General features: G+C 62.6%; 19 protein-coding genes and 3 pseudogenes. 9 read left to right on the top strand and 13 right to left on the bottom strand.

The window, feature by feature from the left end:
- Positions 1-381 precede the first annotated feature (381 nt).
- The 3 genes from ABIF91_RS44460 (at position 382) to ABIF91_RS44450 (ending at position 3153) form a co-directional block, all read left to right on the top strand.
- On the top strand, positions 382-699 hold the full coding sequence (locus ABIF91_RS44460; protein ID WP_027584750.1) for a DUF736 domain-containing protein: 318 nt from the start codon (positions 382-384) through the stop codon (positions 697-699).
- Between the two features lie 235 nt (positions 700-934).
- Positions 935-2064, top strand: a protein-coding gene (locus ABIF91_RS44455; RefSeq protein WP_129557670.1) for an IS3-like element ISRj2 family transposase whose coding sequence is annotated in 2 segments (ribosomal slippage) — positions 935-1187 and positions 1187-2064 — 1131 coding nt in all. Because the reading frame shifts where the segments join, the coding sequence is not laid out codon by codon here.
- Positions 2065-2745: 681 nt separating this feature from the next.
- Complete coding sequence (locus ABIF91_RS44450) at positions 2746-3153, top strand: DUF4365 domain-containing protein (RefSeq protein ID WP_129557665.1); 408 nt, start codon at positions 2746-2748, stop codon at positions 3151-3153.
- On the opposite strand, the gene ABIF91_RS44445 is transcribed toward ABIF91_RS44450, so the two are convergent.
- The 3 genes from ABIF91_RS44445 to ABIF91_RS44435 form a co-directional block, all read right to left on the bottom strand.
- Complete coding sequence (locus ABIF91_RS44445) at positions 3035-3730, bottom strand: IS256 family transposase (RefSeq protein ID WP_225005992.1); 696 nt, start codon at positions 3728-3730, stop codon at positions 3035-3037. The genes ABIF91_RS44450 and ABIF91_RS44445 overlap by 119 nt on opposite strands.
- Positions 3731-3749: 19 nt before the next feature.
- The gene (locus tag ABIF91_RS44440) at positions 3750-5033 is read right to left on the bottom strand and encodes a cystathionine gamma-synthase family protein (protein WP_028154486.1); all 1284 of its coding nucleotides are present in this window, start codon (positions 5031-5033) and stop codon (positions 3750-3752) included.
- 279 nt (positions 5034-5312) lie between these two features.
- Positions 5313-6608 (bottom strand): NEL-type E3 ubiquitin ligase domain-containing protein, encoded by a 1296-nt coding sequence (locus tag ABIF91_RS44435; RefSeq protein WP_051394042.1) that lies wholly within the window; start codon positions 6606-6608, stop codon positions 5313-5315.
- Positions 6609-6715: 107 nt separating this feature from the next.
- Here ABIF91_RS44435 and ABIF91_RS44430 point away from each other — a divergent pair.
- A pseudogene (locus tag ABIF91_RS44430) lies at positions 6716-7861 on the top strand (IS110 family transposase).
- A 183-nt stretch (positions 7862-8044) separates the two neighbouring features.
- On the opposite strand, the gene ABIF91_RS44425 reads toward ABIF91_RS44430, so the two are convergent.
- The 8 genes and pseudogenes from ABIF91_RS44425 to traA form a co-directional block, all read right to left on the bottom strand.
- Positions 8045-9379, bottom strand: coding sequence for an IS5 family transposase (locus tag ABIF91_RS44425; RefSeq protein WP_424578682.1), 1335 nt, complete (start codon positions 9377-9379; stop codon positions 8045-8047).
- A gap of 546 nt (positions 9380-9925) precedes the next feature.
- The gene (locus ABIF91_RS44420; protein WP_424579574.1) at positions 9926-10990 is read right to left on the bottom strand and encodes an IS630-like element ISRj1 family transposase; all 1065 of its coding nucleotides are present in this window, start codon (positions 10988-10990) and stop codon (positions 9926-9928) included.
- Between the two features lie 19 nt (positions 10991-11009).
- Positions 11010-11597 carry a M23 family metallopeptidase gene (locus ABIF91_RS44415; RefSeq protein ID WP_284282843.1) on the bottom strand — a complete coding sequence of 196 codons (588 nt, stop codon included), beginning with the start codon at positions 11595-11597 and terminating at the stop codon, positions 11010-11012.
- A gap of 49 nt (positions 11598-11646) precedes the next feature.
- Entirely contained in the window at positions 11647-13182 is a 1536-nt protein-coding gene (locus ABIF91_RS44410; protein ID WP_424579894.1) for a hypothetical protein, read from the bottom strand.
- Positions 13183-13326: 144 nt separating this feature from the next.
- Complete coding sequence (locus ABIF91_RS44405) at positions 13327-13950, bottom strand: TraH family protein (protein ID WP_028181186.1); 624 nt, start codon at positions 13948-13950, stop codon at positions 13327-13329.
- An 11-nt stretch (positions 13951-13961) separates the two neighbouring features.
- Positions 13962-15097 (bottom strand): annotated as a pseudogene (locus ABIF91_RS44400) (conjugal transfer protein TraB).
- Between the two features lie 19 nt (positions 15098-15116).
- Positions 15117-15650, bottom strand: coding sequence for a conjugative transfer signal peptidase TraF (gene traF / locus ABIF91_RS44395; RefSeq protein ID WP_028181187.1), 534 nt, complete (start codon positions 15648-15650; stop codon positions 15117-15119).
- Positions 15647-18955, bottom strand: coding sequence for a Ti-type conjugative transfer relaxase TraA (gene traA / locus ABIF91_RS44390; protein ID WP_424579893.1), 3309 nt, complete (start codon positions 18953-18955; stop codon positions 15647-15649). Before traA ends, traF begins: the two co-directional genes overlap by 4 nt.
- Before the next feature lie 252 nt (positions 18956-19207).
- On the opposite strand from traA, the gene traC reads away from it, so the two are divergent.
- The 4 genes and pseudogenes from traC (at position 19208) to ABIF91_RS44370 (ending at position 22211) form a co-directional block, all read left to right on the top strand.
- The gene (gene traC, locus ABIF91_RS44385; RefSeq protein WP_028181189.1) at positions 19208-19468 is read left to right on the top strand and encodes a conjugal transfer protein TraC; all 261 of its coding nucleotides are present in this window, start codon (positions 19208-19210) and stop codon (positions 19466-19468) included.
- Positions 19469-19472: 4 nt separating this feature from the next.
- On the top strand, positions 19473-19688 hold the full coding sequence (gene traD, locus ABIF91_RS44380) for a type IV conjugative transfer system coupling protein TraD (protein ID WP_028181190.1): 216 nt from the start codon (positions 19473-19475) through the stop codon (positions 19686-19688).
- Positions 19675-21583, top strand: a pseudogene (gene traG / locus ABIF91_RS44375) (Ti-type conjugative transfer system protein TraG). The gene traD and the pseudogene traG overlap by 14 nt, the downstream one beginning before the upstream one ends.
- Before the next feature lie 277 nt (positions 21584-21860).
- Entirely contained in the window at positions 21861-22211 is a 351-nt protein-coding gene (locus ABIF91_RS44370) for a hypothetical protein (RefSeq protein ID WP_028181191.1), read from the top strand.
- A gap of 30 nt (positions 22212-22241) precedes the next feature.
- On the opposite strand, the gene ABIF91_RS44365 is transcribed toward ABIF91_RS44370, so the two are convergent.
- Entirely contained in the window at positions 22242-22616 is a 375-nt protein-coding gene (locus ABIF91_RS44365; protein ID WP_211434444.1) for a hypothetical protein, read from the bottom strand.
- Between the two features lie 238 nt (positions 22617-22854).
- Between ABIF91_RS44365 and ABIF91_RS44360 the strand changes: the two genes are divergently transcribed.
- Positions 22855-24123, top strand: a complete 1269-nt coding sequence (locus ABIF91_RS44360) for an IS256 family transposase (protein WP_038952271.1) — start codon at positions 22855-22857, stop codon at positions 24121-24123.
- 95 nt (positions 24124-24218) lie between these two features.
- On the opposite strand, the gene ABIF91_RS44355 is transcribed toward ABIF91_RS44360, so the two are convergent.
- Positions 24219-24407 (bottom strand): hypothetical protein, encoded by a 189-nt coding sequence (locus tag ABIF91_RS44355; protein WP_224518069.1) that lies wholly within the window; start codon positions 24405-24407, stop codon positions 24219-24221.
- Positions 24408-24533: the final 126 nt, after the last annotated feature.

The raw sequence follows: 24533 nt of genomic DNA, 5'->3' as shown, positions 1-24533 counted from the left end.
TTCTGAAGGCGGAGCGCATCCTGACGTTGGCGCCGGAGTTCGCGTTTCGCCTGTGAGCGCCACTGTCCCTTTGCATGGACGCCATGGACGCGGGGTCATGGTGATGCCTTTCCTGCGGGCGTGCCGGCCCATCTGCGGGCTCGATGAGGCATGTCTGACCGGAGACCGGCTTCGCCTCGATCGGCTTTCCGCAACGGCGCCTGCCGATTTTCTGACCCCTGCCGGCTGCGCCGACATTCCTCGCCAACTAACAAAATCGCCAGTTGCCGTCCTCCATTGCATTGCGGCCTCTGCGAGGTGCGGTCCGATCGTCCCCGGACTTTCCGACAGCCATCGAGACCGCGATGGGCGCGGTCCGAACACAAGGAAAGGCGAAATACCATGGCGACCATCGGCTCCTTCACCAGCAACGGCAACGGCGGATTCACCGGTTCAATCCGCACCCTCACCCTCAACGTCAAGGCCCAGTTCCGCCGTATCGAGAACCCCTCCGACAAGGGCCCGCACTTTCGCGTCTTCGCGGCCGCTAATGTCGAGCTCGGCGCGGCCTGGCAACGCGTCGCGCAGGAAACCGGCCGGGACTACCTCTCGGTCAAACTCGACGACCCGAGCTTCCCGGCTCCCATCTACGCCACCCTGGTCGAGGTGGAAGGCGAGGAAGGCCTCCAGTTGATCTGGTCTCGGCCGAACCGGGACTGAGGTCCCGCCCAACCGGCCCCGCCACCCCGGCGGGGCCGTTCCTATGTCTGGACCGGTGGGCGGCTGTCCGCGTTCGGTCCTATCGGAACCCGGCTGCAGGCATCGAGCCCGCATCCGGGTTTTCCAGAACAGGCGGGAGTGTGGTGAAGAGCTGGCCCCGCAAATTCGGACAGTAGCTTGAGTGGATTTTCTGCCTGACAGCGGCGAGGATTCTTGCTGCGAATCAGGAGCGAAGATGACGAAGAAGAGCCGCCGGACGCATTCTCCGGCATTCAAGGCGAAGGTTGCTTTGGCTGCGGTCAAAGGCGACAAGACACTGGCGGAGCTGGCGCAACTGTTTGATGTTCATCCGAACCAGATCACGATCTGGAAAAACCAGCTCCTGGAAGGCGCCGCCGGCGTGTTTGGGCATGACAAGACATCGGCCGAGACGCCGGTCGATTTGAAGGCGTTACATGCCAAGATCGGCGAGCTGGCGTTGGAAAACGATTTTTTGTCCGGCGCGCTCACCAAGGCGGGCCTGCTGAGCGCAAAGCGATGATCGACCGCGATCATGATCTTTCTATCGTGCGCCAGGCGAAGGTCCTGAAGCTGGCTCGCAGCACGGTCTACTATGAACCTCGGCCAGTTTCGGCCGAGGACCTTGCCTTGATGCGTCGGCTCGATGAGCTGCATCTCGATTATCCCTTCGCGGGAGCGCGTATGCTGCGATCGTTGCTGCGGCGGGAGGGCGTATACGCCGGTCGCCGCCACATCGCGACGCTGATGAAGCGCATGGGGATCGAGGCGGTCTATCGTCGCCCGAACACGAGCAAGCCGGCTCCGGGTCACAAGATCTACCCGTACCTGTTGCGCGGATTGAAGATCGAGCGGCCCGACCATGCGTGGGCAATGGACATCACCTACATTCCGATGCGGCGTGGCTTCGTCTATCTCGCGGCGGTCGTCGATGTGTTCAGCCGACGGGTCCTGGCCCATCGCGTCTCGATCACAATGGAGGCGGCCTTCTGCGTCGAAGCGGTCCAGGAGGCGTTGGCGAAGCACGGCAGGCCCGAGATTTTCAACACGGATCAGGGCAGCCAGTTCACCAGCCTCGAGTTCACCGATGTGCTGCTGGACGCGAAGATCGCCATCAGCATGGACGGCAAGGGCGCCTGGCGCGACAACGTGTTTGTCGAGCGGCTCTGGCGCACGGTCAAATACGAAGAAGTATATCTCCGCGCCTACGACAGCGTGTCCGAGGCGCGAGCGTCAATTGCCAAGTATCTGGCCTTCTACAATCAGGGACGCCCTCACTCGAGCCTTGACGGGCGCACGCCCGACGAGGCTTACTTCGGCACGCAAGCTATGGTGATGGCCGCATGACCGTCGCCGACGGTTTTGTCGTCGCTCTGGTCGGGCTACGCCCTCCCGACGCAACGACAAAACCGTAAAGCCCCGCGTTCAGCATAACCCGGCAGGAATCCACTTAAATCCAGCGGGGCGCTGTCCAAACAACCGGGGCCAGCTCTGTGCCCCGGATACTTGTCTGCGCTATAATCTGGTGGCGCTCCTCGAGAAGCTTTCGAGAACGAGAATATGTCTCAGGAGCAAAGGTGGACAGTCTTGCCAATCCAAGGGGGAAGGCTGGCCACCTAAGTTAGCGGTGCGTTGCAGGGACAGCGCTTCGTTGTCCGTCACGAATCGCCGAGTCACGTGCCGCTAACTTCACCGGCAGCGCGGGTGTGGCAGGGACAGCGTCGCTCGCATTTCCGGCGCCGAGTCGCGCCTGCGCTGCTTACGGTCACTGAGACTGAGATCATCACGCGGATGGCGTGATGCAGCGCGTCGTGCGCGTATGGCCGGAAGATCAACCTGGAAAGAAGATTGAGCCGGCATCGATGATTGGTCAGCATGGCGGGCGGAGCGCGCCCGGCGTCAACGTTGCCCCCCGCAAATCGGTAGGCTGCGTGGAGCAGTGGGGCGAGGAGGGCGGCGGAGCACCAAAGCATCGACTATTCGGCGGGAACTATGGTATGGGGGTGCAGTGTGGTTTGAAGGTAAGCCATGGATGCACTTCTCGCAGAGACCGACAAGCAAGAAGCGTACTCACTCGCGTACGTTTGTGCGGTAGCGGCTAGCGCCGGTTATGTCGTAGCCACCCGTCATTTTGATCGTGATAGTATCGACCTCACGATTGAGGCCGGCGAATCGATGCGCCCCAAGATTGATATCCAAGTAAAGGCGACCATCAACTTGGACGGGGACGGAAGTGTTTTCAGGTATAAGCTAAAACAGAAGAACTATGACGACCTCCGGATTGAAAGGTACTGTCCAGAATCTTTCGCACTTTTGATCAGGCGACGGCTCCGGTTTCAGAGAGTTGTGGCTGATAGAGCGGTCGCATGTTCATGTAGCATTTGGTCGACCACGCCGTTCCGGCAATGTGCCGCAGCCGGGCCGCCGCCAAGTTGAGACAGGATTGACCGTCGGGGAAGGCGCCGATGACACGGGGTCGTCGCCGGATCTCCTTCATGATGCGCTCGAGCGGATTGTTCGTTCGAATCTTCCGCCAATGGATATCTGGAAAGGCATAGTAGGCGAGCGTCTCGTGAACTGCCTGCTCGACGAGATCAGCAGCTTTGGCCATACGGCTTGCCCGCAGATCCGCGATGACGGTCCTGGCTTTGTCGTCGGCCGCGGCGCGGCTCTCCTGGGCATGAATGGCCTTGAGCATGTGGCTCACCTCGCGGACCCGGGTCGACGGCACGTGGCTGAAGACATTGCGATAAAAATGCACCATGCAGCGTTCATAGCGTGCCTCGGGCAGATAATCCGCAACGCTTTCGACAAGACCTCGGCACGCGTCGGAAACCACCAACTGCACGCCCTTGAGACCGCGATCGACGAGATGCCGCAGAAACGATGACCAGCCGGATTTGTCCTCCTTGGCGCCCTCACAGATGCCGAGGATCTCCCGGACCCCCTCGGCATTGACTGCCGAGGCCACCAGCAGCGAGACGTTGCGAACCTCAGCGTGCCGCGCGTCCAATCCGCTTTGATTCCCTCGCTCAAGCCGCGTTCAGCGCCTGCGCGAGGTCCGCGATCAGATCCGACGGGTTCTCGATGCCGATCGACAGCCGGATGGTGGAATCGAGCACGCCGATCTTTTGGCGGATGTCGGCGGGAACGCCGGAATGGGTCATGGTCGCGGGCAGGCTCGCGAGCGATTCTGTGCCGCCAAGGCTCACCGCCAGCTTGAGGATCTGTAGCGCGTTGAGGAATTTCACCGCCGCGTCCTTGCCGCCGACGATGTCGAACGAGAAGGTCGATCCCGCGCCCAGGCATTGCCGCGCGAATACACGGCCCGAGGGCGAGGCCTCCTCGTGATGACCGAGATAGTGAACCCTGGCGACCTTGGGGTGGTCGCGCAGATAGCTCGCCACCAGCCGCGCATTCGCATCGGCCTTTTCCATGCGCAGGTTCAGCGTCTCCAATGAGCGGTTGATCATCCAGCACGAATGCGGATCGAGCTGGGTGCCGATGGCGCCGCGCAGCGCCTTGATGCCCTTCATGATCGCCTTCGATCCGAGCGCGGCGCCCGCGATCAGGTCGGAGTGGCCGCCGACATACTTGGTCAGCGAATACAGCGACAGGTCCGCGCCGTGCTCGATCGGGCGCTGAAACACCGGGCCGAGCAGCGTGTTGTCGCAGGCGATGATCGGCGTGTGTCCCTGGGTCTTGCCGACGGAATCGGCGATGCGGCGGATCATCGCGATGTCGACGAGGCCGTTGGTCGGATTGGCCGGGGTCTCGATCAGGATCATTGAAACCCGCCCCCGACCCATCGCTTCCTCCGCGGCCTGCCTGACCAAGGCTTCATCGATTCCGTCGGCAAAGCCGGCCGCGCCGATCGACAGCCGCGCAAGCGTGTTCGTCAGCAGCGTTTCCGTGCCGCCATAGAGCGGCTGGGAATGCAGGATGACATCGCCGGGGCGGACGAAGGCGAGAATCGTGGTCGCGATGGCCGCCATGCCCGACGAGAACAGCGCGCAGCTTTCGGTGCGCTCATAGACCGCGAGCCTGTCCTCGACGATCTCGCTGTTGGGATGGTTGAAGCGCGAATAGACCAGGCCCGCGCCCATGCCTTCCGGCGGCTCGCGCCGGCCGGCGACGTAATCGAAGAAGTCCTGGCCGTCTTCGGCCGTCTTGAACACGAAAGTGGAGGTCAGGAACACCGGCGGCTTGATGGCGCCCTCCGACAATTGCGGATCATAGCCATAGGTCAGCATCAGGGTTTCCGGATGCAGCATATGGTTGCCGATATGGGTCTTCGACGGGAACGGTTTTACCATGGCTGCCTCGCTGTTCTGATGCTTGCCCCGCGTTGCGGGCCGAATCGGTGGTACACGGCGGTGGTCACAAAATCGAGCCCCGCCTTTTTGGACTCCTTGTTTTCCGGCGGTTTTCGTGCAGTTGCGGCATCGGGGAAGGGAGTCCGACTCTCACCGCTACTTGCACGAATTTTAGCCGCTCACCTGAGCATGCGCCCGCTTTTAGGTCGGCGCTCCGCAGTCTGACGGACAGCGCTACGCCTCATGCGAATTAACAGCCTCCTGCAGTCAAAGGCTGCTTCACAGCCTGAGGCCGTGATCATTGAGCACCCTATCCCTTAGAGCGCCCTTGATCTCGCGGGCAATTTCCTTACGGACCTCGGCACCTAATTCTCGCTTGGCATCCTCGACGAGATCAGAATCAGTTCCACTCAAGCCTCTGTCGGCGAGCTGTTGCTCCAGTCTGTTGTCGAACTCTTCGCCCATTGCATCAATGAGCTGGTCCTGCATCGCAGCATGGTCGTCAGGGGCGATGCGAGAAACCACATCGTCCCAAGGTTGCCAGTCCGTCGCCAAATAGTCAGCAATTTCCGCCGCTTCCTTATTCCGCACGGTTATCTCTGCATTGTCAACGTGAGCGTCGGTGACGCCGGAAACTTCAAAGAAGCGCATATTCGGCGCGACGTGCTGCAGTCCCAGCCGCTCGCGTAGCTTGTTCTGATAAGCAAGATAGACCTCGATGGGATCGATGTTTTCGGCGCGGTCGACGGAGCCGAGCGAGTCAGCCTTCTCGCGCGCGATCCCCTCCAGAGCGTCCAAGCCGAACATGACGCGCCCCAGTTCGATGAGATCGGGAAGGCGTGCCCCATCGTCATAGACGCCGTTCTCCACGTCTGCGATGAGACGTGCGGTTTGCATACCGTTCCAAGTCAACGTTCTGCGATCCTCGCAGGTCTGGTTAGCATCGGCGGCCAGCTGAAAGTACTGCGCACGCAATTGCGGGTTCTTCGCCGCCTCTCGCAGATCATTCGCCACCGACTGTTGGAATTCCTGATTGTCAGAGTTGACGGACTCGAACAGCTTGCCGAGGAAAAGCGCGTACTCTTCAGCACCCGGCTCTTCTGCAGAGGTCCGCCAAGCGTCCAGCACCTCCCGATCGCCGTCTTTTGGATTGCCCCTGAGCCAGCCTGCGACGGCTTCAGTGAGAGAGGCGTCCTGTTCATCGTCTGTCGATGATAGTTCACTCGCGTCGTTGTCCGGAAGCATGACGGATGGACCGGCATAACCCGCGGCGCTGACGGCTGTATGCAGGTTCGTCAGCACCTGCTCCGGCAGCGGATTTCCATACAGATCTACGTTGGCATCAGCCCCCAACTGCGTCAGTAGGTTCTCGGGTAGGCTGGTTAGCTGGTTATAGTTAGCAAAGAGGTGCTCGAGCCCGGGCGGGAGCGCCTCGGGTAACCTGGTTAGCTCGTTGCGGTTAACTGCGAGAGTAGTTAGCGTAGCAGGGAGGTTCTCCGGCAGACTGCTCAATTGATTGTGGCTGACGTCGAGCCACTCAAGCCCAGCAGGGAGGACCTCCGGCAGATTCGGCAACTGATTGTGGCTGACATCGAGAAACTGAAGCGCGGGAGGAAGATGCTATGGGGCGGTGGCGAGGATATTGCATCTATCGTTGCTAATGTGAACCGATGGAGCGCCCCATGCAAAAGTTGAACGATCTGAGCCGATCCCCGAGCCCACTCGATCCGGACGGCACGCTGATCGCCGTTATCGAACTGAGCCTGTCGAGCTGGCTCGTCGCCGGCATTGTGCCTGGTGTCGAGCGCCAGCCATTGAAGAAGCTCGCGGTCGATGAGAGCGCATTGCTGAAATTGCTGCATCGATGGCGAGATGAAGCGGCGAAGGCTGGGCATCACATCAAACGCATCGCTGTCGCTTTCGACGCCGGCCGTGACGGCTTCTGGCTGGCGCGCTGGCTCAGGGCACATGATATTGAGGTCCACGTCATTCACGCATCGAGCGTCGCGGTATCGCGCGAGCACCGGCGCGCCAAGACCGATCGGCTCGACACCAGCTTGCTCAAGCGCTCTTTTCTCGGCTGGCTGCGCGGCGAGCGTGATCACTGCAAGATGGTGGCGATCCCGACAATCAAGGACGAAGACGCCAAGCGCACGAGAGCCTCGTCGGAGAGCGGAGTCGGATCGTCAACCGAATGAAAGCAGCGTTAATCGGCTGGGCATCCGCGGCTTCAATCCCAAGCTAAAGAAGGCAGCCGGACGCCTTGAAGATTTGCGCACTCCTGAGGGAGAGCCAATACTGCCCAACATGTTGGCTGAGCTGCGTCGCGACATGGAGCGCCGCCAGCTGATCAATGATCAGATCCGCCAAATCGAGGATGCTCGCCTGGAACGCATCGAGCAAGCGCCCGGTGATGGACCAAACGCCATGGTGCTCCTACTGGCGCGGGTGATCGGGGTTGGCATCGAGACGGCCGCCATGCTGGTGCAGGAGGTGCTGGCGCGAAACATGCGCGATCGACGGGCCGTCGCACGTTATGCCGGCCTCACGGGTTCGCCCGACGAGAGTGGATAAAACGGCGAGAGAAAGGGCTGGCCCGTTCCGGCAACGCTCGGGTTCGACGCGGCATGATCCAATTGGCGTGGCGATTTCTCATGTTCCAGAAGGACAGCACCTTGGCGCAGTGGTTTCGAGGCCGCACTGAGAGCACCCGCGGCACTCGCAAGACCATGATCGTGGCCTTGGCGCGCAAGCTTCTGATCGCCCTGTGGCGGCTGGTGCGCGAGGGCGTGGTACCGGACGGCGTCGTTCTGCGCCCGGCGCAATGAACGGAGGTCACTGAAGGCACCCGACAGTTTCGGCCCACTCCGTCCGCTTGTGACGGGCCGCCGATGACGGTTCGAGGTGGCGGGGTCCCGAGTTGCCCCATGGCTGTCATGCCGAGAGGAAGAATGGGTCCGCCGCCTCGGAGCTTCGCTGGTCCTCCGTGAAGAACGCGGACGAGCGCTGATTTAAGCGATCTTTTGAGCCGGGACAGTTTCGGCGAAGGCCCGGATGATGGCCCGCAAGAGTTCTGCGAGCCATCGCAGGAGCAGGCCGAAGTTGTAGCCGGCCGCGGCGAGGACGGCGTTGATACGGTCGCCGACGCGGCCTTTGAGATAGTTGCGGTCCATGCGGTGCTCGGCCTTGACGTGACCGATGACGGGTTCGACAGCCGCGCGACGCTTCATCTCGCGCCGGATGGAAGCCGTGACGCGGCGAACCTGACCCGAGATCCAGACCCTGAACCGGTGCGGGTAGTTGTGGCCGCGGTACCCTTTGTCGACATGGATACGGCGAGCCTCCACCCCGGTGAGCTTCTCCATGTCGGCGACCACGGGGCCGAGCGTGTGGCCGTCGAAGGGATTGCCGTGCAGCGCCTTGGCATGGAGCACGAACTGTCCGCCCTTCGGGGACGTCACGGGGGTGGCGATACTGACCTTGCAGCCGAACTCGTAAGGCGCGCGGGCTTTGCCCTTGCCGATGCACTCGACCTCCGGCGCATGCAACGCATAGATCTTCGGGCCGCGCTGATGCTGATCCTGGCTGCGCACCCGCTGCGCCAGATCGAGCAGCGGGCCGAAGCGCGCTTCCAGCGCCGCATCGCCATCAATCTTGCGGCGGACGTCGCGGATGATCCGGCCAAGCCGCGTCCGCAGGAACTTGAGTTGGCGCCGGGCGCGCTTGAACTGATGAGCGTGGGTATAGCGGCCGACCATGATGGCGGCGCGTTTGGCCAGGCGCAGATAGCTCTGGCGCAGCGGCACACGGTTGCGCTTGGCGAACCCGACGAGCTTGGTGATGGCCCGATGCGTCAGCCGCGCGTCGGTCGGATGCGCAACGGCCTTGGGCTGCACCGTGGTATCGACCACCACTCGCTCCAGGTCCTTGGGACCGATGGCGCCAGTCTTGTGTGCCACCGACAGACTTTCCTGGATCAGCGCGACGAGAGCCTCCTCGCCGAGCCGCTGGCGCCAGCGCGTCATCGACGATCGATCGAACGGCAGCCGGTGGCAGAAGCTCAACTCGCCGCAGAAGTATTGGTAATAAGGGTTCTCGATCCAGCGAGCGCACAGCACCTCATCCGAGAGATTGTGCATGTGCTTCAGGATGAACAGGCCGGCGACAAGCCGCGTCGGCAGTCCAGGCTGCCCCGGACCGGTTTGGCACACCGAACCAAAGCGGTCATCCAGAAAGTTCCAGTCGATCAGCGCCGCCAACCGCACCAGCGGGTGGCCCATGTCGATGATTTGATCGAGCGCCGGAAGCAACAGGTCCTTTTGGCGATCATCCCGCGGTTTGCTCATCGCCGTCCCCAATGCCGATGACCCGCCGTCAGGGAATCACGAATCGCTCGAAAGCAAAATCCCAAAACGCAAGAAACCGCGGCCCAACACCCGGCTTTCTTGCAAAATCGAATACTTTATCGAGACAACTTCTGCCTATGTCTCAGGCCGATCTGCATTCTTCACGGACGACTCGCTGCCGATGCGCATGACTGCATCATGGTTCGGGTCCCTGGACCCACCGGATACAAGGTTGTGGCGCGACTGATCCGCGCCCGAAAGCGGGCTCCCCTCTGATCGTCATCCCGACCGCACCCCACCGTGCCGGCGTGCTCGAAGCTGTCAAGGTATGGCCTCGCAAGAGCGAAGCATCTCGAAAGGTTGGTCCGCCGGCCAACCTTGACAGCCCCTGCGCGCGACGGCCTGGCGCTGCCGCGGGTCGGGACGAAGAAACGGGCTTTCAGATCGAACAAAGAAACTGACGAAGGACAAGACATGCGTTGCACTGCCGAACTTCTTGACAAAACAAGCCCCATACAAGGGCCTCAGGCAGGCTAGTACCCGGAATCAGAACTGAGTGATACGGCGGCCTTTGAAACGGCGTTGACGGACCTTTTTCTTGGTCCAGACGAAGGGCTCGGCTCTGTCGTTGTATGCGTTGACGTAGGCATCGATGTGTTCCTGAAGCTGCTTGAGGCTCGTGAAGGAGGTGCCGCTGAGCGACTGCCCCTGCAAGATGGAAAACCATACTTCGACCTGATTGAGCCATGACGCACTTGTCGGCGTGAAATGAAATTGCACGTTGGGGTGGGCCTTGAGCCAGTCCTCGTTCTTTTTATGGGTGTTGAGGTTGTCGAGGATGACGTGAAGCTTGCGGTTCGGAAAAGCCGCGGTGACGCTGTTCATGAAATCGAGAAACTCGACGCGGCGCCGGCGTTTTGAATGGGTCGCGATGATCTTTCCGGTGGCGACTTCGAGCGCCGCAAACAATGTTGTGGTGCCATGCCGCTTGTAATCGTGGCTTTGGCCGGTCAAGGCGCGGCCATTGGGCAACTTCAGATAACCCTGCGCTCGCTCCAAAGCCTGGATCGAGGGCTTCTCGTCCACGCACAGCACAATGGCCTTCGCCGGCGGCGCGACATAGAGGCCGACAACATCGGCGGCTTTGGCCGTAAAGTTCGGGTCGTTGCTCTCGCACCAGGACTTGCGAGCCACCAGGTCAATCTTGTGGCTGCGCAGGAACCGCCAGACATATTGGACATCGACATCGCCCAGCGCCTCGGCCAGCAGGGGGCCGGTCCAGCGCGCAAACCCTTGCGGTGGCGGCTTATCCAGCAGCTTCAGAATCCGCTTGTCGGTCGTCTTCGTATAGATCGGCTGCTTGCCAGGCCGCGGCTTGTCTTGCAGCCCTTCAAGGCCATGGTCGGCATAGCGATGCCGCCAAAGGCTGACAATCCGCGGCTGGACCCCAACTTCCTTGGCGATCGACCGGGTGCTGCGCCCATCCGCCGCCAACAGAACTATCCGCGCCCGCTTCAAATCGCGCTGCAACGTCACCGGTGAGCGACAGCACGCCTCAAGCACCTTGCGATCTTTCCTCGAAAGGTGGACTTCTCTTGCTTCGGGTATCATCCCGACCTTGAATCACGACTCACGTTCCAAGAAAAGTGGGTACTAGGTTGCCGCTTCGTCCCATCTTTCCGATTTCCGTCCCCTCGCTTACCTCCAGATTTTGCGTTACCATCGCGCGCTGAAGATGTGCGTAGACGACGTCGACTGCACAGGGAAGCGCAGGAGGGACAATAAAGCTGGAGCGAAGAATGACATAATTTCCGATCGAATCTGGCTGAGACCCGGTCGCGACGATTTTCCCCGCAGCTACTGCCCGCACGGACTCCCCGACATCACCAAGCAGATCCGTACCGGCATGGAACTTTCGCGTCCCATCCGGCGCGATCCGCGTATAACCGTATGTGCCGACCTCCCTGTTGTCTTCCACGCGCCAAGGGACGCGAGACATGACTCCCCGCAGTTGGAGATTGACCGGCGCTGCCCAAAAGTGAGCCTGCTTCAGCCCGTTGTACACATCCTCGGGCCTGCACGCATCGGTGCCAGCGTTGACGCCGTTGATATTGCCATAGTTGATTCTTGGCGACGCCTGAACGCCCGCCGTCGTTAGGCCTGTAAAAAGTGGCGCGGCGACCGAGATCACCGCAAGGTTACTGCTACCGAATTTCATCCATCATCTCCCAAGGAACTACAATCGTTGCGCAACTCCATTTCAAAGTTCATCCCCTGATCACCAGAGGGTTTCTCACGACGACCTTGCCGAAGTAGCCCGGCAGATCGACGGTATCTATTTTCCCATTGGCAGGATCCATGAGAGCCTCCTCGCGCGCCAAAGCGACGAGGTTCCGCGTTCCAAGCTTGCCCGGCAGCAGAAAATTCGCGACCCAACTTGCTTCGCCCTTGTCGTATTTGAGAAACAGCTCTTTGGAATCGCCGCTGCCTTCCGCCCGCGCGCGGCGGCCTCCGATCGTCTTGACGGCAAGCTCCTCACCGGAAATGTGCTCCGAGAGCTCGATGCTGACCCTGGCATCCGGCTTCTTGACGACAATCGGAGCTGCGGGGCCCGAAAGCACGACCGACACTGACAGCTGATCGCCATCGGCCCCATGCTTGCTGTTGACCTCCGTGACGCTGACCGACAATCGACGTTCGGGAAGAAGCTGTGATTGGACGGCGACCGGTGGCGAGCAGCGGATTCCCGAGCGATCGATGCGTTGTGACGGCGGGGTATCCTGACGCGCGTTGAGTTGCATGCGGACGACGCCCAGCCTGACGACGGCTTCAGCCACGCCCTTCACCGGAGCAAGGTCGATGTCGACATAGGCATCGCGCTCGCCGTTGACGAAGGTCAGCGGAAAACTCACGACCGACACCTCGACGAAGATCTCCTTGTTCTGCCCCGGAATGGCTCCGGGAATCGGCATCAGCACGCGCTGATGCAGCATCGCCTTGTCCGGAAGCTTGAGGTCGTTCCAGGAGAGGAAGCGATGACGGTCGATCGGCTCCAGCGGTTCGCGCTTGATCGGATCGATCCCCCACACCGAGACGAACCGGCCGAATGGATCGAGATCCTCTTCCGTCAGGAGGCCGAGAGCTGTGGATTGCGGCACCTCGATCTCGTTGAAGGGCGGCTGGGTCTTCAACAAAGGCAAGTTGAGAACCGGAGGCGGCCAGAAAACGATGCCGACGCGCTCCCCCTCCCCGGTACTGAACCACGGGCGACGAAGGACCAAACGCAATCCGGTCTTGCGCGTCCGGGAAAACCTCGCCACAGCCTTGTCCACCGACGAGTGGTCATCCCAGCTGAAGATGGGCACCAGTTCCTTCACATCGGGGGCCGCCGGTCGAATCGTGGCTGGTATCCAGACCGGGGCAGTCTCTTTGAGGAATTGCCCGGGAAGCGCAATCGCCTTTCTTGAAATCATCGACACGTGGCGGGCTATCGGCACGACGCGGAAGGTCGCCTGCCGCGCCTGACCGTGCTGCAACGGAGCCCCGTACTGGATGGTCGCTTTCTGCATCTCCGCAATACGGCCCAACAGCAGCTCTTCCAGGCGGTATCGACGCGGCCCGGAACGGCCGTCCACGGGAAGCGGAATATTCTGAATGCGAAGGACTTCGCTCCACACCTTGTTGCCGAAGCTCGGCTCTCCATTCGACGCAACTATTTCGCTGACCTCGTTCGGCGCGAACTGCGGCGACCGTGCGTTGCCGAACCTCCCCGCGCATGACCGAATATGCCGATAGCCCATCAAAGCGGCGACCTCACGCTCCGCGGAATCAGCCGGATCGCGGGCCCTTGCACATCAACATCAAGGAGCTTACGGCCGACAGCGTAGCGCTGCGGCCTATCAATAGACCCTGGCTCTCCAGCTGGGGCCGTTGCAATCCACAAAGGGCTATTTCGGCCTGCTGACGCCAATTCCGGTCAGATCGATCCTGATGCCCGCCTTATTGGGATTATCCGGCTCCTTGTCCTGCTGGGTCCCTTCGTCCGGACGGCTCGCAGGTCTCGCCGCGTCATTCCCGTCCACGGGCTTGTCGCCAGCGTCCGATGCCCCCTTGCGGGCCGGCAGGCTGCCGGGATCGGGCTCGTCGAATACATATTTCCCGTCGAAATACCCGCTCTCCCAGGCGTCGATCGCATCGCCGAACGCCTCGTCGACGTCGGTGCCATACCATTTGATGACGATGCGATAGACCTTGCCGAACAGCGCCGTACCCATCCTGATATTGGCGCAGGCGTCGACGAGATCGGGCTTGAGCTCGGCGACGTCGGTGACGCCGAGCCCAGCCGGATATTGGGTCACCCCAACGCGGACCATGGCGTGGCCGACGTAACGGCGGACGAGCTCCATGGCATCATCCGGCGTCTTGGGCGGCGTCACGAGGATGACGCGGTTTCCGGTCCGGACCGTGACGGCGAGCGGATCGGGTGCCCCGACCGCACGGATGAATTTCTCGACGATCGCGGGCTTCAGGCCCGGATCGGCACATTGATGAATGGTGGCGGCATCGATCATGATGATCCCCTTCAGGTGTTGAACGAGAGCACGAGCGGCAGTCCGAACAGGCGCGCCCAGGCTTCGGTACTGGCTCTTTGAATCGCCAGCATGTTGGTGCCGGCGGTCCACCAATCGTTGCCGATCGCGACAAGTACGTCGGGCGAATGGAGCATCGACTGCAGGACGGGCCAGACGAGCAGTTGCTCGTAACAGATCAAGGGCGCCACGCGGTGGCCGGCGGACTCGACGACGGGATTGGCAAAGAGGGTCCCCTGGCGCCTCCGCCTTGCCCCGTCCATGCGAGCCAGGGTTGCCACATCGAGACCGGGACCGGCATGCGTTCGCCATAGAGCCGGCGCGTGCGATCGGCGCTGACCTCCATCATGGCGTTGTCATAGCCTTCACGGTCGACGATCGCCGCACCAGCGATCACCGTGATGTCGGTGCCGCGAAGGCCATCCATCCAGACGCCGCTCGTGGTCGGTGTCCAGAGCCCGGCCGCACTCTCGGGAAGCACGACAACGCGCGCTCCGGCCCCGCCCGCTTCGCGCACGCACTGGAGAAGCGTCTGGGATTGATCGAGGTCCGGAGCCCGGCCGAGCAAACTCCCAAGCTTGGTATCGAGACCAACCCATCCGTCTGGTTGCGACGGCGCGATCCAGTGCGCGGCCGACCAGGCCCAGAAGCTAGCCGCGACGATTGCCGCGACGGGCCACTTGCCGGTCGTCATGGTGAGCAGGATGGCCGCGGTCGCGCCCAGTCCCCACCATCCCCATCCGGGAAACAAAATGCCGGCCGCGGTGATCGGCTGTGCCCATCCGACGATCCCAAAGGGAGGCACGCTCATCAGGATCGCCGCGAGCCCGAACCAAAGCGGCCTCTCCCATCCCGGCCGGCTTTGCCACAGCACGGCATGGACAAGGACGAAGACGGCCGCCGCGCCGATCCACAAGGCGATGCCGACGCCGAGATCCGTGCTGTAGAAATTGACGACGCCCTGCGGCAGCCCGTGCGATGCCGCAAGGAAATACGCCGCGCTGACTGCCGCTGAGGTCATCCTCGACGGCGCGAACGCCCACAGCGTCGGGAAGGCGCAGGCGAGCGGCAGGGCGAGCGCGTGACCGCACCAGGCAGCAGCCCCGACCGCAGCCGCGGCGACGATCATCGCCACGCCATGCCAAGCGCTAGGGACCGAAGGTGAAGACGGGCCGGGCGAGGCCGAGAACACCCGATGACGGGATCGGGCCGAAGTAGCGGGAATCATAGGAACCTGCGAAATCGGAGTGGAGATAGAGCTCGCCGTCGGGAATGACGCCGCCGGCAAAGGCTAAGAGAGGACGGCCGGCGGCATCGGTCTGCCGGACATCGGAATCGGGCAGCGGATAGCCGTCGATCGAGACCTGTTCGGCGACATCGACCTGTTGGCCACTGACGGCGACGACGGTCTTGATGAGCGGGCTTATGCCCCCGGCGCAAAGTCCGCGCCGGATGTAGCCGCGCGCGAAGGCGCGTTCGAACTCGGCCGTGTCGGGCGGACAGATGAAGACGAGATCGCCGGTGGCGGCGGCTCGATCCAGCGTCTCGATCCGCCAGAGCCCACGCGGGTAACTCGCCGTCATGTTGATGCGCAGTCCGGCGCCCCAGCCGGCGCCCGCCATGGCGGCGATGAGGCCGGCACCAGCCATCAGGATCACGAGAGGGAAACGCCGTATGCTCATTTCAGGGTCTGTCCCTGGCTCTGGGTCAGGCGCTGCCCCTCGGCCTGTTTGAGGGCCTGCGCGGTGCGCTCCCCTGCTGCGAGCTGCTGTGCCGCACGCATGGCTGGCCAGGCTTCTTTCAGCTGCTCGCGCCGCGCCGGATCCATGCCGGCGGCCGCCTTCTCGAAAGGCTGCCCGTTGGGTTCCCTGGCGGCATTCGACAGGAATGTCCGATCGCCAAAGCGCTCAGCGACGGCCTTGTTGAAACCGTCGATCTCCGCCTTCACCATCCTGTCCGCAAGCGCGAATTCGAGCGCGCTCGGCAGGTCGTTGCGGTCAATGGCATCGCGTACCCGCTCGAGCACGCGACGTGCCTCGCGCGACAAAGCGGGGATGTCGATTGCGACACGATGCCGGATCGCACGTTCTTCGGCCTCATGCTTGTGCTCGGCCTCGGCGCGCAGACGTAAGTAGCGCTCGATGTCGCGCTTGAGCGCCGGCGCATTGGCCTCCGCGCGCTGGCGCACCTGCTTATCGGACTTACCCGCCAGCAGGCCGACCTTGCCGCGCAGAGCCCCGAAGGATTCTGGGCTCGCGGCAAGACGCGCCATCGTCGAGCTCGCGGCCGCGGGGTCCTTCAGCATGGCGTCAAAATTCGTCGCACGAAACGCGCGCTCGGGATCGGCAAAGACGAGGCGGAAACGGGTGGACACATCCTCCCATTGCTTCTTGATGGCGGGGTCGGCGAGGATCCTGTCCTCGACGGTGTCGGTGAGGGATTTGGTGAATGTCGTCACCCCGGCAACCATCGGCTTCGCCTCCTTGTGTGCTGTTCTGATGATGGGTTTGCGACTGTCGAGAAGGCCGAGTTTTTCGCCGAGCGCGCGGAGCCGACGCGCGACATCGGCGAGGCGCTGCTTCTGACGAACCGTCCAGCGCAGGCGGTCATTCGCGAGCGTGCGCGCCACCTTGAAAATATTCAGTCCGCGGTTCGCGGCAAAGCGCAGCGCATCGCGATAGAGAGCGCCGCATTCGTAATCGAGCGTGGTCTCCTTTGCCCGGCGCTGCGACAGAATCGGGATCAGGCCACCGGCCTTCTGGAACGAACGCCGGCCGTAATAGAGCGCCACATCCTCGCGATGGCGGGTCAGCGCGACATAGGTCAGGTGCTTGTCCAGGGACAGCGTTGCCAGCACCTTGACCCGGTCGACCGTGGCGCCTTGCGCCTTATGCACGGTCGTCGCATAGCCGTGGTCGATATTGCGATAGAAGCGCTGATCGACCTCGACGTGGCGGCGGCCCTCGCCCTCCCCGATCTCGGCAACCAGGCGCTTAGGCTCGGCTGCCACGACCTTGCCGATCATGCCGTTCTTGACGCCGAGCGAACCCTCGTTCTTCAGGAAGACGATCTGGTCGCCCGCCGCAAACCGGCGCTCGCCATCCTCGGTCCGGAAGGCATGTCCCTCTTCGATAAGACCGCGCTCGACGAGCTTGGCCCGCGCCATGTCGTTCAGCGCGCGGACGTCGCGGCGCAGATGCGCCAGGATCAAGGTCGACTTGGACGGATCGTAGTCGCGGTTCCAATCGGCGATGAGATTGTCGATCGCCTGCGCCTTCAACTCCGAGCCGAACAGACGTCCATGATGGCGATAGGCGGATAGGGCCTCTCCCGTCCGGCCACGTGCAAGATCGAGCGAAGCGTCGCGCATCCATTGCCGGCGCTGGCGATAGATCGTTTCGAGTTCGGCATAGCCGATGCGTTCGACGATCGCGCGAAAAGCTGCGCCTGCTTCGATTGGCTGGAGCTGCTCGGGATCGCCGACCAGGACGAGCTTCGATCCCGCCTTTGACGCTGTTTCGACGAACAGCGCCATCTGCCGCGAGGCGACCATGCCGGCCTCATCCAGGACAAAAACCGTTCTGTCATCGAGGCCGTCCCGGCCGCTTTTCCAGCGCAATTCCCAGGAGGCGAGCGTGCGGGATTGGATAGCCGCCTCCTTCTCCAATCCCTCGGCCGCCTTGCCCGCCAAGGCGCCGCCGACGACGCGGTAGCCTGCGGCCTCCCACACCTCCCGTGCGGCCCGCATCATCGTGGTCTTGCCCGCGCCGGCACGGCCGACAACCGCCGCGATCCTCTCTCCGGACACGACGTGCGCGATGGCAGCGCGCTGCTCAACCGAGAGGTTGGCGTGACGCGCGGACACCGCGGCAATCACCTGTGCCTTGACCGTGAAAGCCGCACTGCCCGAGAGGTGGTCCGCACGCCGTGCCATCTCGGCTTCGAGCCGGATCAGTTCGCGCGTCGTGTATTTTGCCGGCGCCCGCGCGCCTGTGGCGAAATCGACCGACTCGCCCTCCAGCCTCAGCGCGTCCGGGCTTTGCAGCACCCGTGCCATCAAGTCTTGAAAGGTCCCGACATCGTCGACATAGCGATGCAGGAGCTTGCCGACATCTCGTTGGTCAAAGACGCTCTTCTCCCGCGAGATCATGTCGAGCACGATCTCCGGACGGCGCTGGATCCGCCTCAACGTCTCGGCCCGGTTCTCGTCGAAGACGCGCAGCCGTTCGAGGTTGGGATCGCGCCCCTCGCGCTCCGCGCGGCGCTGGATGGCCTTGGCCGCGACACCGATATGGGTGGTCGGCACGACGTCGATCCCGCGCTCGGCGTAGGACCGACCATCGACCCGAATCTCGTGGCCGTTCAGGGCGAGGTGCTGGTTCTGCAGATCGAGCCAGCCGTTGCGCTGCTCGAGGAATTCCTGCTTGTCGCCGGCCCAAAGCCGATAGGCGATTTTGCCGGATTGCATGCGCAGCGGCTGCCCATCCTCGCCGATGACCGCGACCCGCTTTGGCCCGAATCCGTCTTCGGTGAGAGGCCGCAGCGTCGTCATCAAGTGAACATGCGGGTTGCCCGGCTCGTCATGATAGACCCAGTCCGCGACCTGCCTGCGGGACAGCACCTGCTCGACCACGAACTGGCGCATCAGCGCGATGTTCTGCTCAGTCGTCAGCTCGACGGGCAGCGCGATGATGAACTCCTTGGCGAACTGCGCATCCGCCCGCTTCTCGAAGGCTTCGACCTTGTTCCAGAAGGCCTCCGACGCGCCGGCAACGGAGCGATCGGCGATGATCGTCCGAAGCCAAGCGGGCGCATCGGCCGGCACTAGGAATTCCTCGTGGATCATCCCCCGCTTGTTGGAATAGTCGACAGTACGGCCCTCGGCCTCGAACTCCATCTTCGCGCAATGCCGGTAGGCGGCGGCCAGCACGGCGCTGCGGCCATCGCCGCGTCCGATGAGCTGGGGCGTGAAATGGGTGATGGCCACGGCCGGAGTGATCCCCGAGACGAACGAACATGCTGTTCGTCGAGATCGGCCGCCCCATTCGGGTTGGGAAGCAGGACGTCGCCTCAAGCGACGTATTACTGCGCCCTTGGAAGCCGCTCCTTCGGAACGGCGGGATGATCTTCCAAAGCGTCGGCTCCGCCGACCCCGTTAATTACCCGGGTCGCGCTTCGCGCTCAGCCCGGCTTTCCTGTCCGCGCTTCGCGCCAAAATGACAGGAAAGGTTCTTCCGGAATGAAAAAACCCTCGCGGCAGATCAGGGACGAAATCGCTCGGCTCCAGGACCAGCTGAAGCAGGCTGAAACGCGGGAGGCCGAGCGCATCGGCCGCATCGCACTGAGAGCCGGGATGGGAGAAATCGAGATCGAGGAAGGCGCGCTGCTGTCGGCCTTTGAGGAGATCGCCGGCCGGTTTCGCAAGGGCGGGAGCCGACCCGCCAAGGCGGCCGCGGCCGTCGCGCCTGGCGCGTCTTCGGGCGTGGCTGAACAGGGCTGAACGCATGCGCCGTTCCGATGCGACTGGTGCCCGCAAGAAGGACACGCGGGAGAAGATCGAGCTCGGCGGCCTGATCGCCAAGGCCGGGCTGCGCTATGAGAAGCGTGCGCTGCTGCTGGGTCTGCTGATCGATGCCGCCGACCGTCTGCGCGGCAACGAAGCGGAACGCGAGCGCCTGATGGCGATTGGCGCGAAGGCGTTCGGTCATGAAAGCAAATAAGATCGCATTGGCGATCGTCCCGGCCGTGCTGATGACGGGCTTATGCCTTGCCCTCACCGGCATCGAAGCCTGGCTTTCCAAGTTCGGGACTACCCCGAAGGCCCACCTGGTGCTCGGCCGGATCGGTATCGCCCTGCCCTACGTGATCGCCGCGGCGATCGGCGTGGTCTTCCTGTTCGCGGCGGCCGGTGCGACGGCAATCCGCTCGGCCGGCTGGAGCGTCGTGTTCGGCGTCCTGATTGTGGTCGCGATCGCCGCGTCGCGCGAGATAGCGCGCCTTCATTCCTTCGCCAATGCCCTGCCGGCTGGAGACCGGCTTCTCGCCTATGCCGATCCCTCGACCATCATCGGAGCGACAGTCAGGGCGCTCGTCGCCGTCTTCGGATTGCGCGTGGGGATGAGGGGCAATGCCGCGTTCGCGGCCGCCGCGCCGCGCCGCATCCGGGGCCGACGCGCCATCCATGGCGAGTCCGATTGGATGACGATAACGGAGGCTGCACGGCTCTTCCCGGAGGCAGGTGGCATCGTGGTCGGGGAGCGCTATCGCGTCGATCGGGATGCGATCACTGACCAGTCCTTCCGCGCCGACGACGCGGAGACATGGGGCGCCGGCGGCAAGTCTCCTTTGCTGTGTTTCGATGCCTCCTTCGGCTCGTCGCACGGCATCGTGTTCGCCGGTTCCGGCGGCTTCAAGACGACGTCCTTCACGGTGCCGACGGCGCTCAAATGGGCCGGCGGATTGGTCGTCCTCGATCCCTCCAACGAGGTCGCGCCCATGGTGACCGCGCACCGACACGGAGCCGGTCGGCAGGTCTTCGTACTCGACCCGCGCTCCTTAGGCGGCGGCTTCAATGTGCTCGACTGGATCGGCGAGCACGGCGCAACCAAGGAAGAGGACATTGCCGCCGTCGCCTCATGGATCATGACCGACAATCCGCGCCAGGGCTCGGCGCGGGACGACTTCTTTCGGGCCTCGGCGCTGCAACTGCTGACAGCGCTGATCGCCGATGTCTGCCTGTCCGGTCATACGGAAAAGAAGGACCAGCACCTCCGCCAGGTTCGCGCCAACCTCTCCGAGCCGGAGCCCAAACTGCGCCAGCGGCTTCAGACGATTTACGACAACTCGGAGTCCGGATTCGTGAAGGAGAATGTGGCGCCCTTCATCGCCATGACGCCGGAGACCTTCAGCGGCGTCTACGCCAACGCGGTGAAGGAAACCCACTGGCTCTCCTATGCCAACTATGCCGCGCTGGGGCCGAGCTCGCGGAGGGCCGGACGGACATCTTCATCAATCTCGACCTGAAGACGCTGGAGAACCATGCCGGTCTCGCCCGGGTCGTCATCGGCTCGCTGCTCAGCGCCATCTACAATCGCAATGGCGAAGTGACCGGCCGCACGCTGTTCCTGCTCGATGAGGTCGCCCGCCTCGGGTACTTGCGCATCCTCGAAACCGCGCGCGATGCGGGCCGCAAATACGGCATCACCCTCTTGATGCTTTACCAGTCGATCGGCCAGATGCGCGAGGCCTACGGCGGGCGTGACGCCACCAGCAAATGGTTCGAAAGCGCGTCCTGGATCTCCTTCTCGGCGATCAACGACCCTGAAACGGCGGACTACATCTCCAAGCGCTGCGTGACACGACGGTCGAGGTGGATCAGCTGAGCCAGTCCTCGCAGACATCGGGTTCCTCCCGCACCCGGTCCAAACAGCTCGCGCGCCGGCCGCTCGTGCTGCCGCATGAAGTGCTGCGCATGCGAACGGACGAACAGATCATTTTCACCGCCGGCAACCCGCCGCTGCGGTGCGGACGCGCCATCTGGTTCCGTCGCACCGACATGCGGGCGTGCGTCGGCGAGAACAGGTTCTACCGGGGAGAAGCTGGCGGGCGTAGCTGATTATCGCGAAAGCGGCGATCAGGGAAAGACTCGGCCAGCATACAACAGACCGGCTGGCTCCCAACTAAAGAAAGAACGGGCGTGCGGGGAACGGCAATATTGTCGGAGATGAAAAAGTCGAGACGGAACGCATCAGCAACGACGGCATACCGGGCTCGATGCTCGGCTCGACGTATGAGCCAGCGCATCACCTCGCCCGCCTCACCCGTAAGCCGCCTAATTTTTGCCCGTTCAGGCCGCAACAAAATGCTCAGCGATTTGCGAGGAAGAAAAGCAGATGAGCGATAACACCGATCTCGAAAGCAGAGTCGCGGCAGCGATACGACACTATCGCGCGGCGCTCGACTTGGCGGAAAACCTGGAACGAGAGGACGCGTGCGCACAACGAGCGCTGTCGAGCATCCTACTCGATTTAAAGCGTGCTTTGCGAGGCGAAGTGGCACCGCATCTCAACAACAGCCTATTTGAGATTGGCTCCGCAGCGGTTGCGCGGTCGGACAAAACGCGGGACGCTCTAGTGGAGGCGACTGCGCGATTGGATTCCGCCCGTCTAACTTTGGCTGCCCTGCAACAGCAGTTGGGGTATCTTCCAAAAGTGCCGAGGGGAGCGGATCACATGTTAGGTTAGTAATAATTATCAGAAGGTTTCCCGACCATTTCAGAGCGGCGGCGGCAACGCTCTGACGGGCTCGTGTCCCAGCCAAAATCCCGCGCCCGAAACAGACCTCTCTGCGCCCTCGTGTTTGGGACCGCCGAGGTACAGTGCGCGAATCGGAACCTTGCCGGATCCCAAGCCTTCCAATGCACCGTGCAAGCGCTTTCCCGTCGCCTCGTCGCGTCCACCTATGCAGGGATAGACCTCGACGCACTGGCTCGATCGTCCTGTCGAGCGCGCACAGCTTCTGATGACGCTGACCAGCGCGAGTCCTGGTCGAGTTTTCTTCTGCTTGTGATTCGGCGTGGAAACGGCTTGCAGCATTTTTGGCGCGGCTGGGATCATGTGATCAAGCTCAAAAAAATAGTTAGACGACACGCCGAGGACGGTCTTCTCCTCTTGCTCGATGCCGCAGCCCCCCGAAAGAGGTCGGGGGCCCAGCTATGCCGACCTTCTCGAGGCAATCGGCGACCTCATCCATCCAGAACACGAAAATATTCTCCTTTGGGGCCAAATGGTGAGCTATGGCGGAATCTGGGTGATGACGGTGTGAGGAAGGCGGCGTATCGAGGCGGGTGACGAGCCTGCCAGAACCTCTCGAGGAGAGCGATACGCCATGACCGAGACTACCAATGTTCTTGCTTTCCGTCAGCCGTCCGCGGTTGATGATCCACTGACCGATATCGTTCGTGCCGGCGCGCGGGACCTGCTTGCCAGGGCGATCGAGATCGAGGTTGGCGCGTTTCTGGCCAGCACGGCCAATCTGACGCTGCCCGACGGTCGAGCGCGCCTGGTCCGACATGGGCACGGTCCGGTGCGCGAGATTGCGACCGGCATCGGTCCGGTGGAGGTCGCTCGTCCCAAGGTCCGCGACCGCGGAGCGAGCGGGCCAGGCGACCGCCTCCGCTTCAGTTCGGCAATCCTGCCGCTATGGGCGCGGCGGACGAAGAGCCTGGATGCCTTGATCCCGGTCCTCTATTTGCGCGGCATCTCGACCGGCGACTTCCAGGAGGCGCTCTCGGCGCTGCTCGGCAAGGATGCGCCGAACCTGTCGCCTTCGGTGATCGCCGGCCTGAAGGCCGATTGGCAGGTCGAGTACGAACGCTGGCAGAGACGCGATCTGTCGGCGCGTCGCTATGTCTACATCTGGGCCGATGGCGTGTACCTGCAGGCCCGCATGGAAGATCACAGCGAATGCATGCTGGTGCTGATTGGCACCACGCCGGAAGGCAAGAAGGAGCTGATCGGCTTCCAGGTCGGCGTGCGCGAGAGCGCGCAGAGCTGGCGCGAACTCCTGATCGACCTGCGGCAACGCGGGTTACGGATTGCCCCGCAACTCGCCATCGGCGACGGCGCCCTCGGCTTCTGGAAGGCACTGGACGAGGCCTTTCCCGGCACGCGGCACCAACGATGCTGGTGCCATAAAGTGAGCAACGTACTCGACAAGGTCGCCAAATCCGTGCAGGGCCCCATGAAGAACGACCTGCGGAACATCTATCTGGCCCCACACCGGGCCGAAGCTGAAACCGCGATCGACGTCTTCGTCGAGAAATACCACGTCAAATACGGACGTGCGGTGGAGTGCCTGATCAAGGATCGCCATGCGCTGCTCGCCTTCTTCGACTTCCCTGCTGAGCACTGGATCCACCTACGCAGCTCGAACCCGATCGAGAGCGTCTTCGCCACGGTGCGCCACCGAACGGTGCGGACCAAGGGATCGCTGTCGCAACAAACTGCGAAGCTGATGGTGTTCAAGCTCATCGACGCCGCATCGAAGACCTGGCGGCGATTGAAGAGCACGAACCAGTTGCCGAAAGTCATCGCCGGTGTAAAGTTCATCGACGGAATCGAAGTCATTCCGAACACTGAAAGCCACGCCGCCTGATCAGGCCGCGTCACCCAAAATCAGCCATAGCTCCCAAATGGTTCGACCCCAATGCTTACGATCAACGTCGAACCGATGCGTTCGAACCACCCATCTCATTTGGTGGCGCCTGCTCCGGTGCGATCGATGACCCAGGCCACCACGTAGCCCTTGGCCTGCTCGGCCTGCACGTGCCGGACGGCCTCAGAGTAGGTTAGTAAGGGCTCCTGCGCCGGGTAGATGATGCGGTTGGTCGGGGTGACGAAGTCGTGGCAACACACGCGGTAGTCTTTAGCCTCGAACATCGAAATCCTCCTCTCGTCTCAAGTAGCGCGGCGAAATGCTCGCACTTTCAAGTACTGGCCTACCACACGGAATGCGGCCTTTAAGAGGCCGCGCGCTTTTTCAGCGCCCCATAAGGTCGGTTCGGC

Origin of the sequence: Bradyrhizobium sp. USDA 241, assembly GCF_049739505.1 — a bacterium.
In the GTDB taxonomy this organism is placed as follows: domain Bacteria; phylum Pseudomonadota; class Alphaproteobacteria; order Rhizobiales; family Xanthobacteraceae; genus Bradyrhizobium; species Bradyrhizobium liaoningense.
This window is presented reverse-complemented; position numbering and strand designations above follow the sequence as displayed.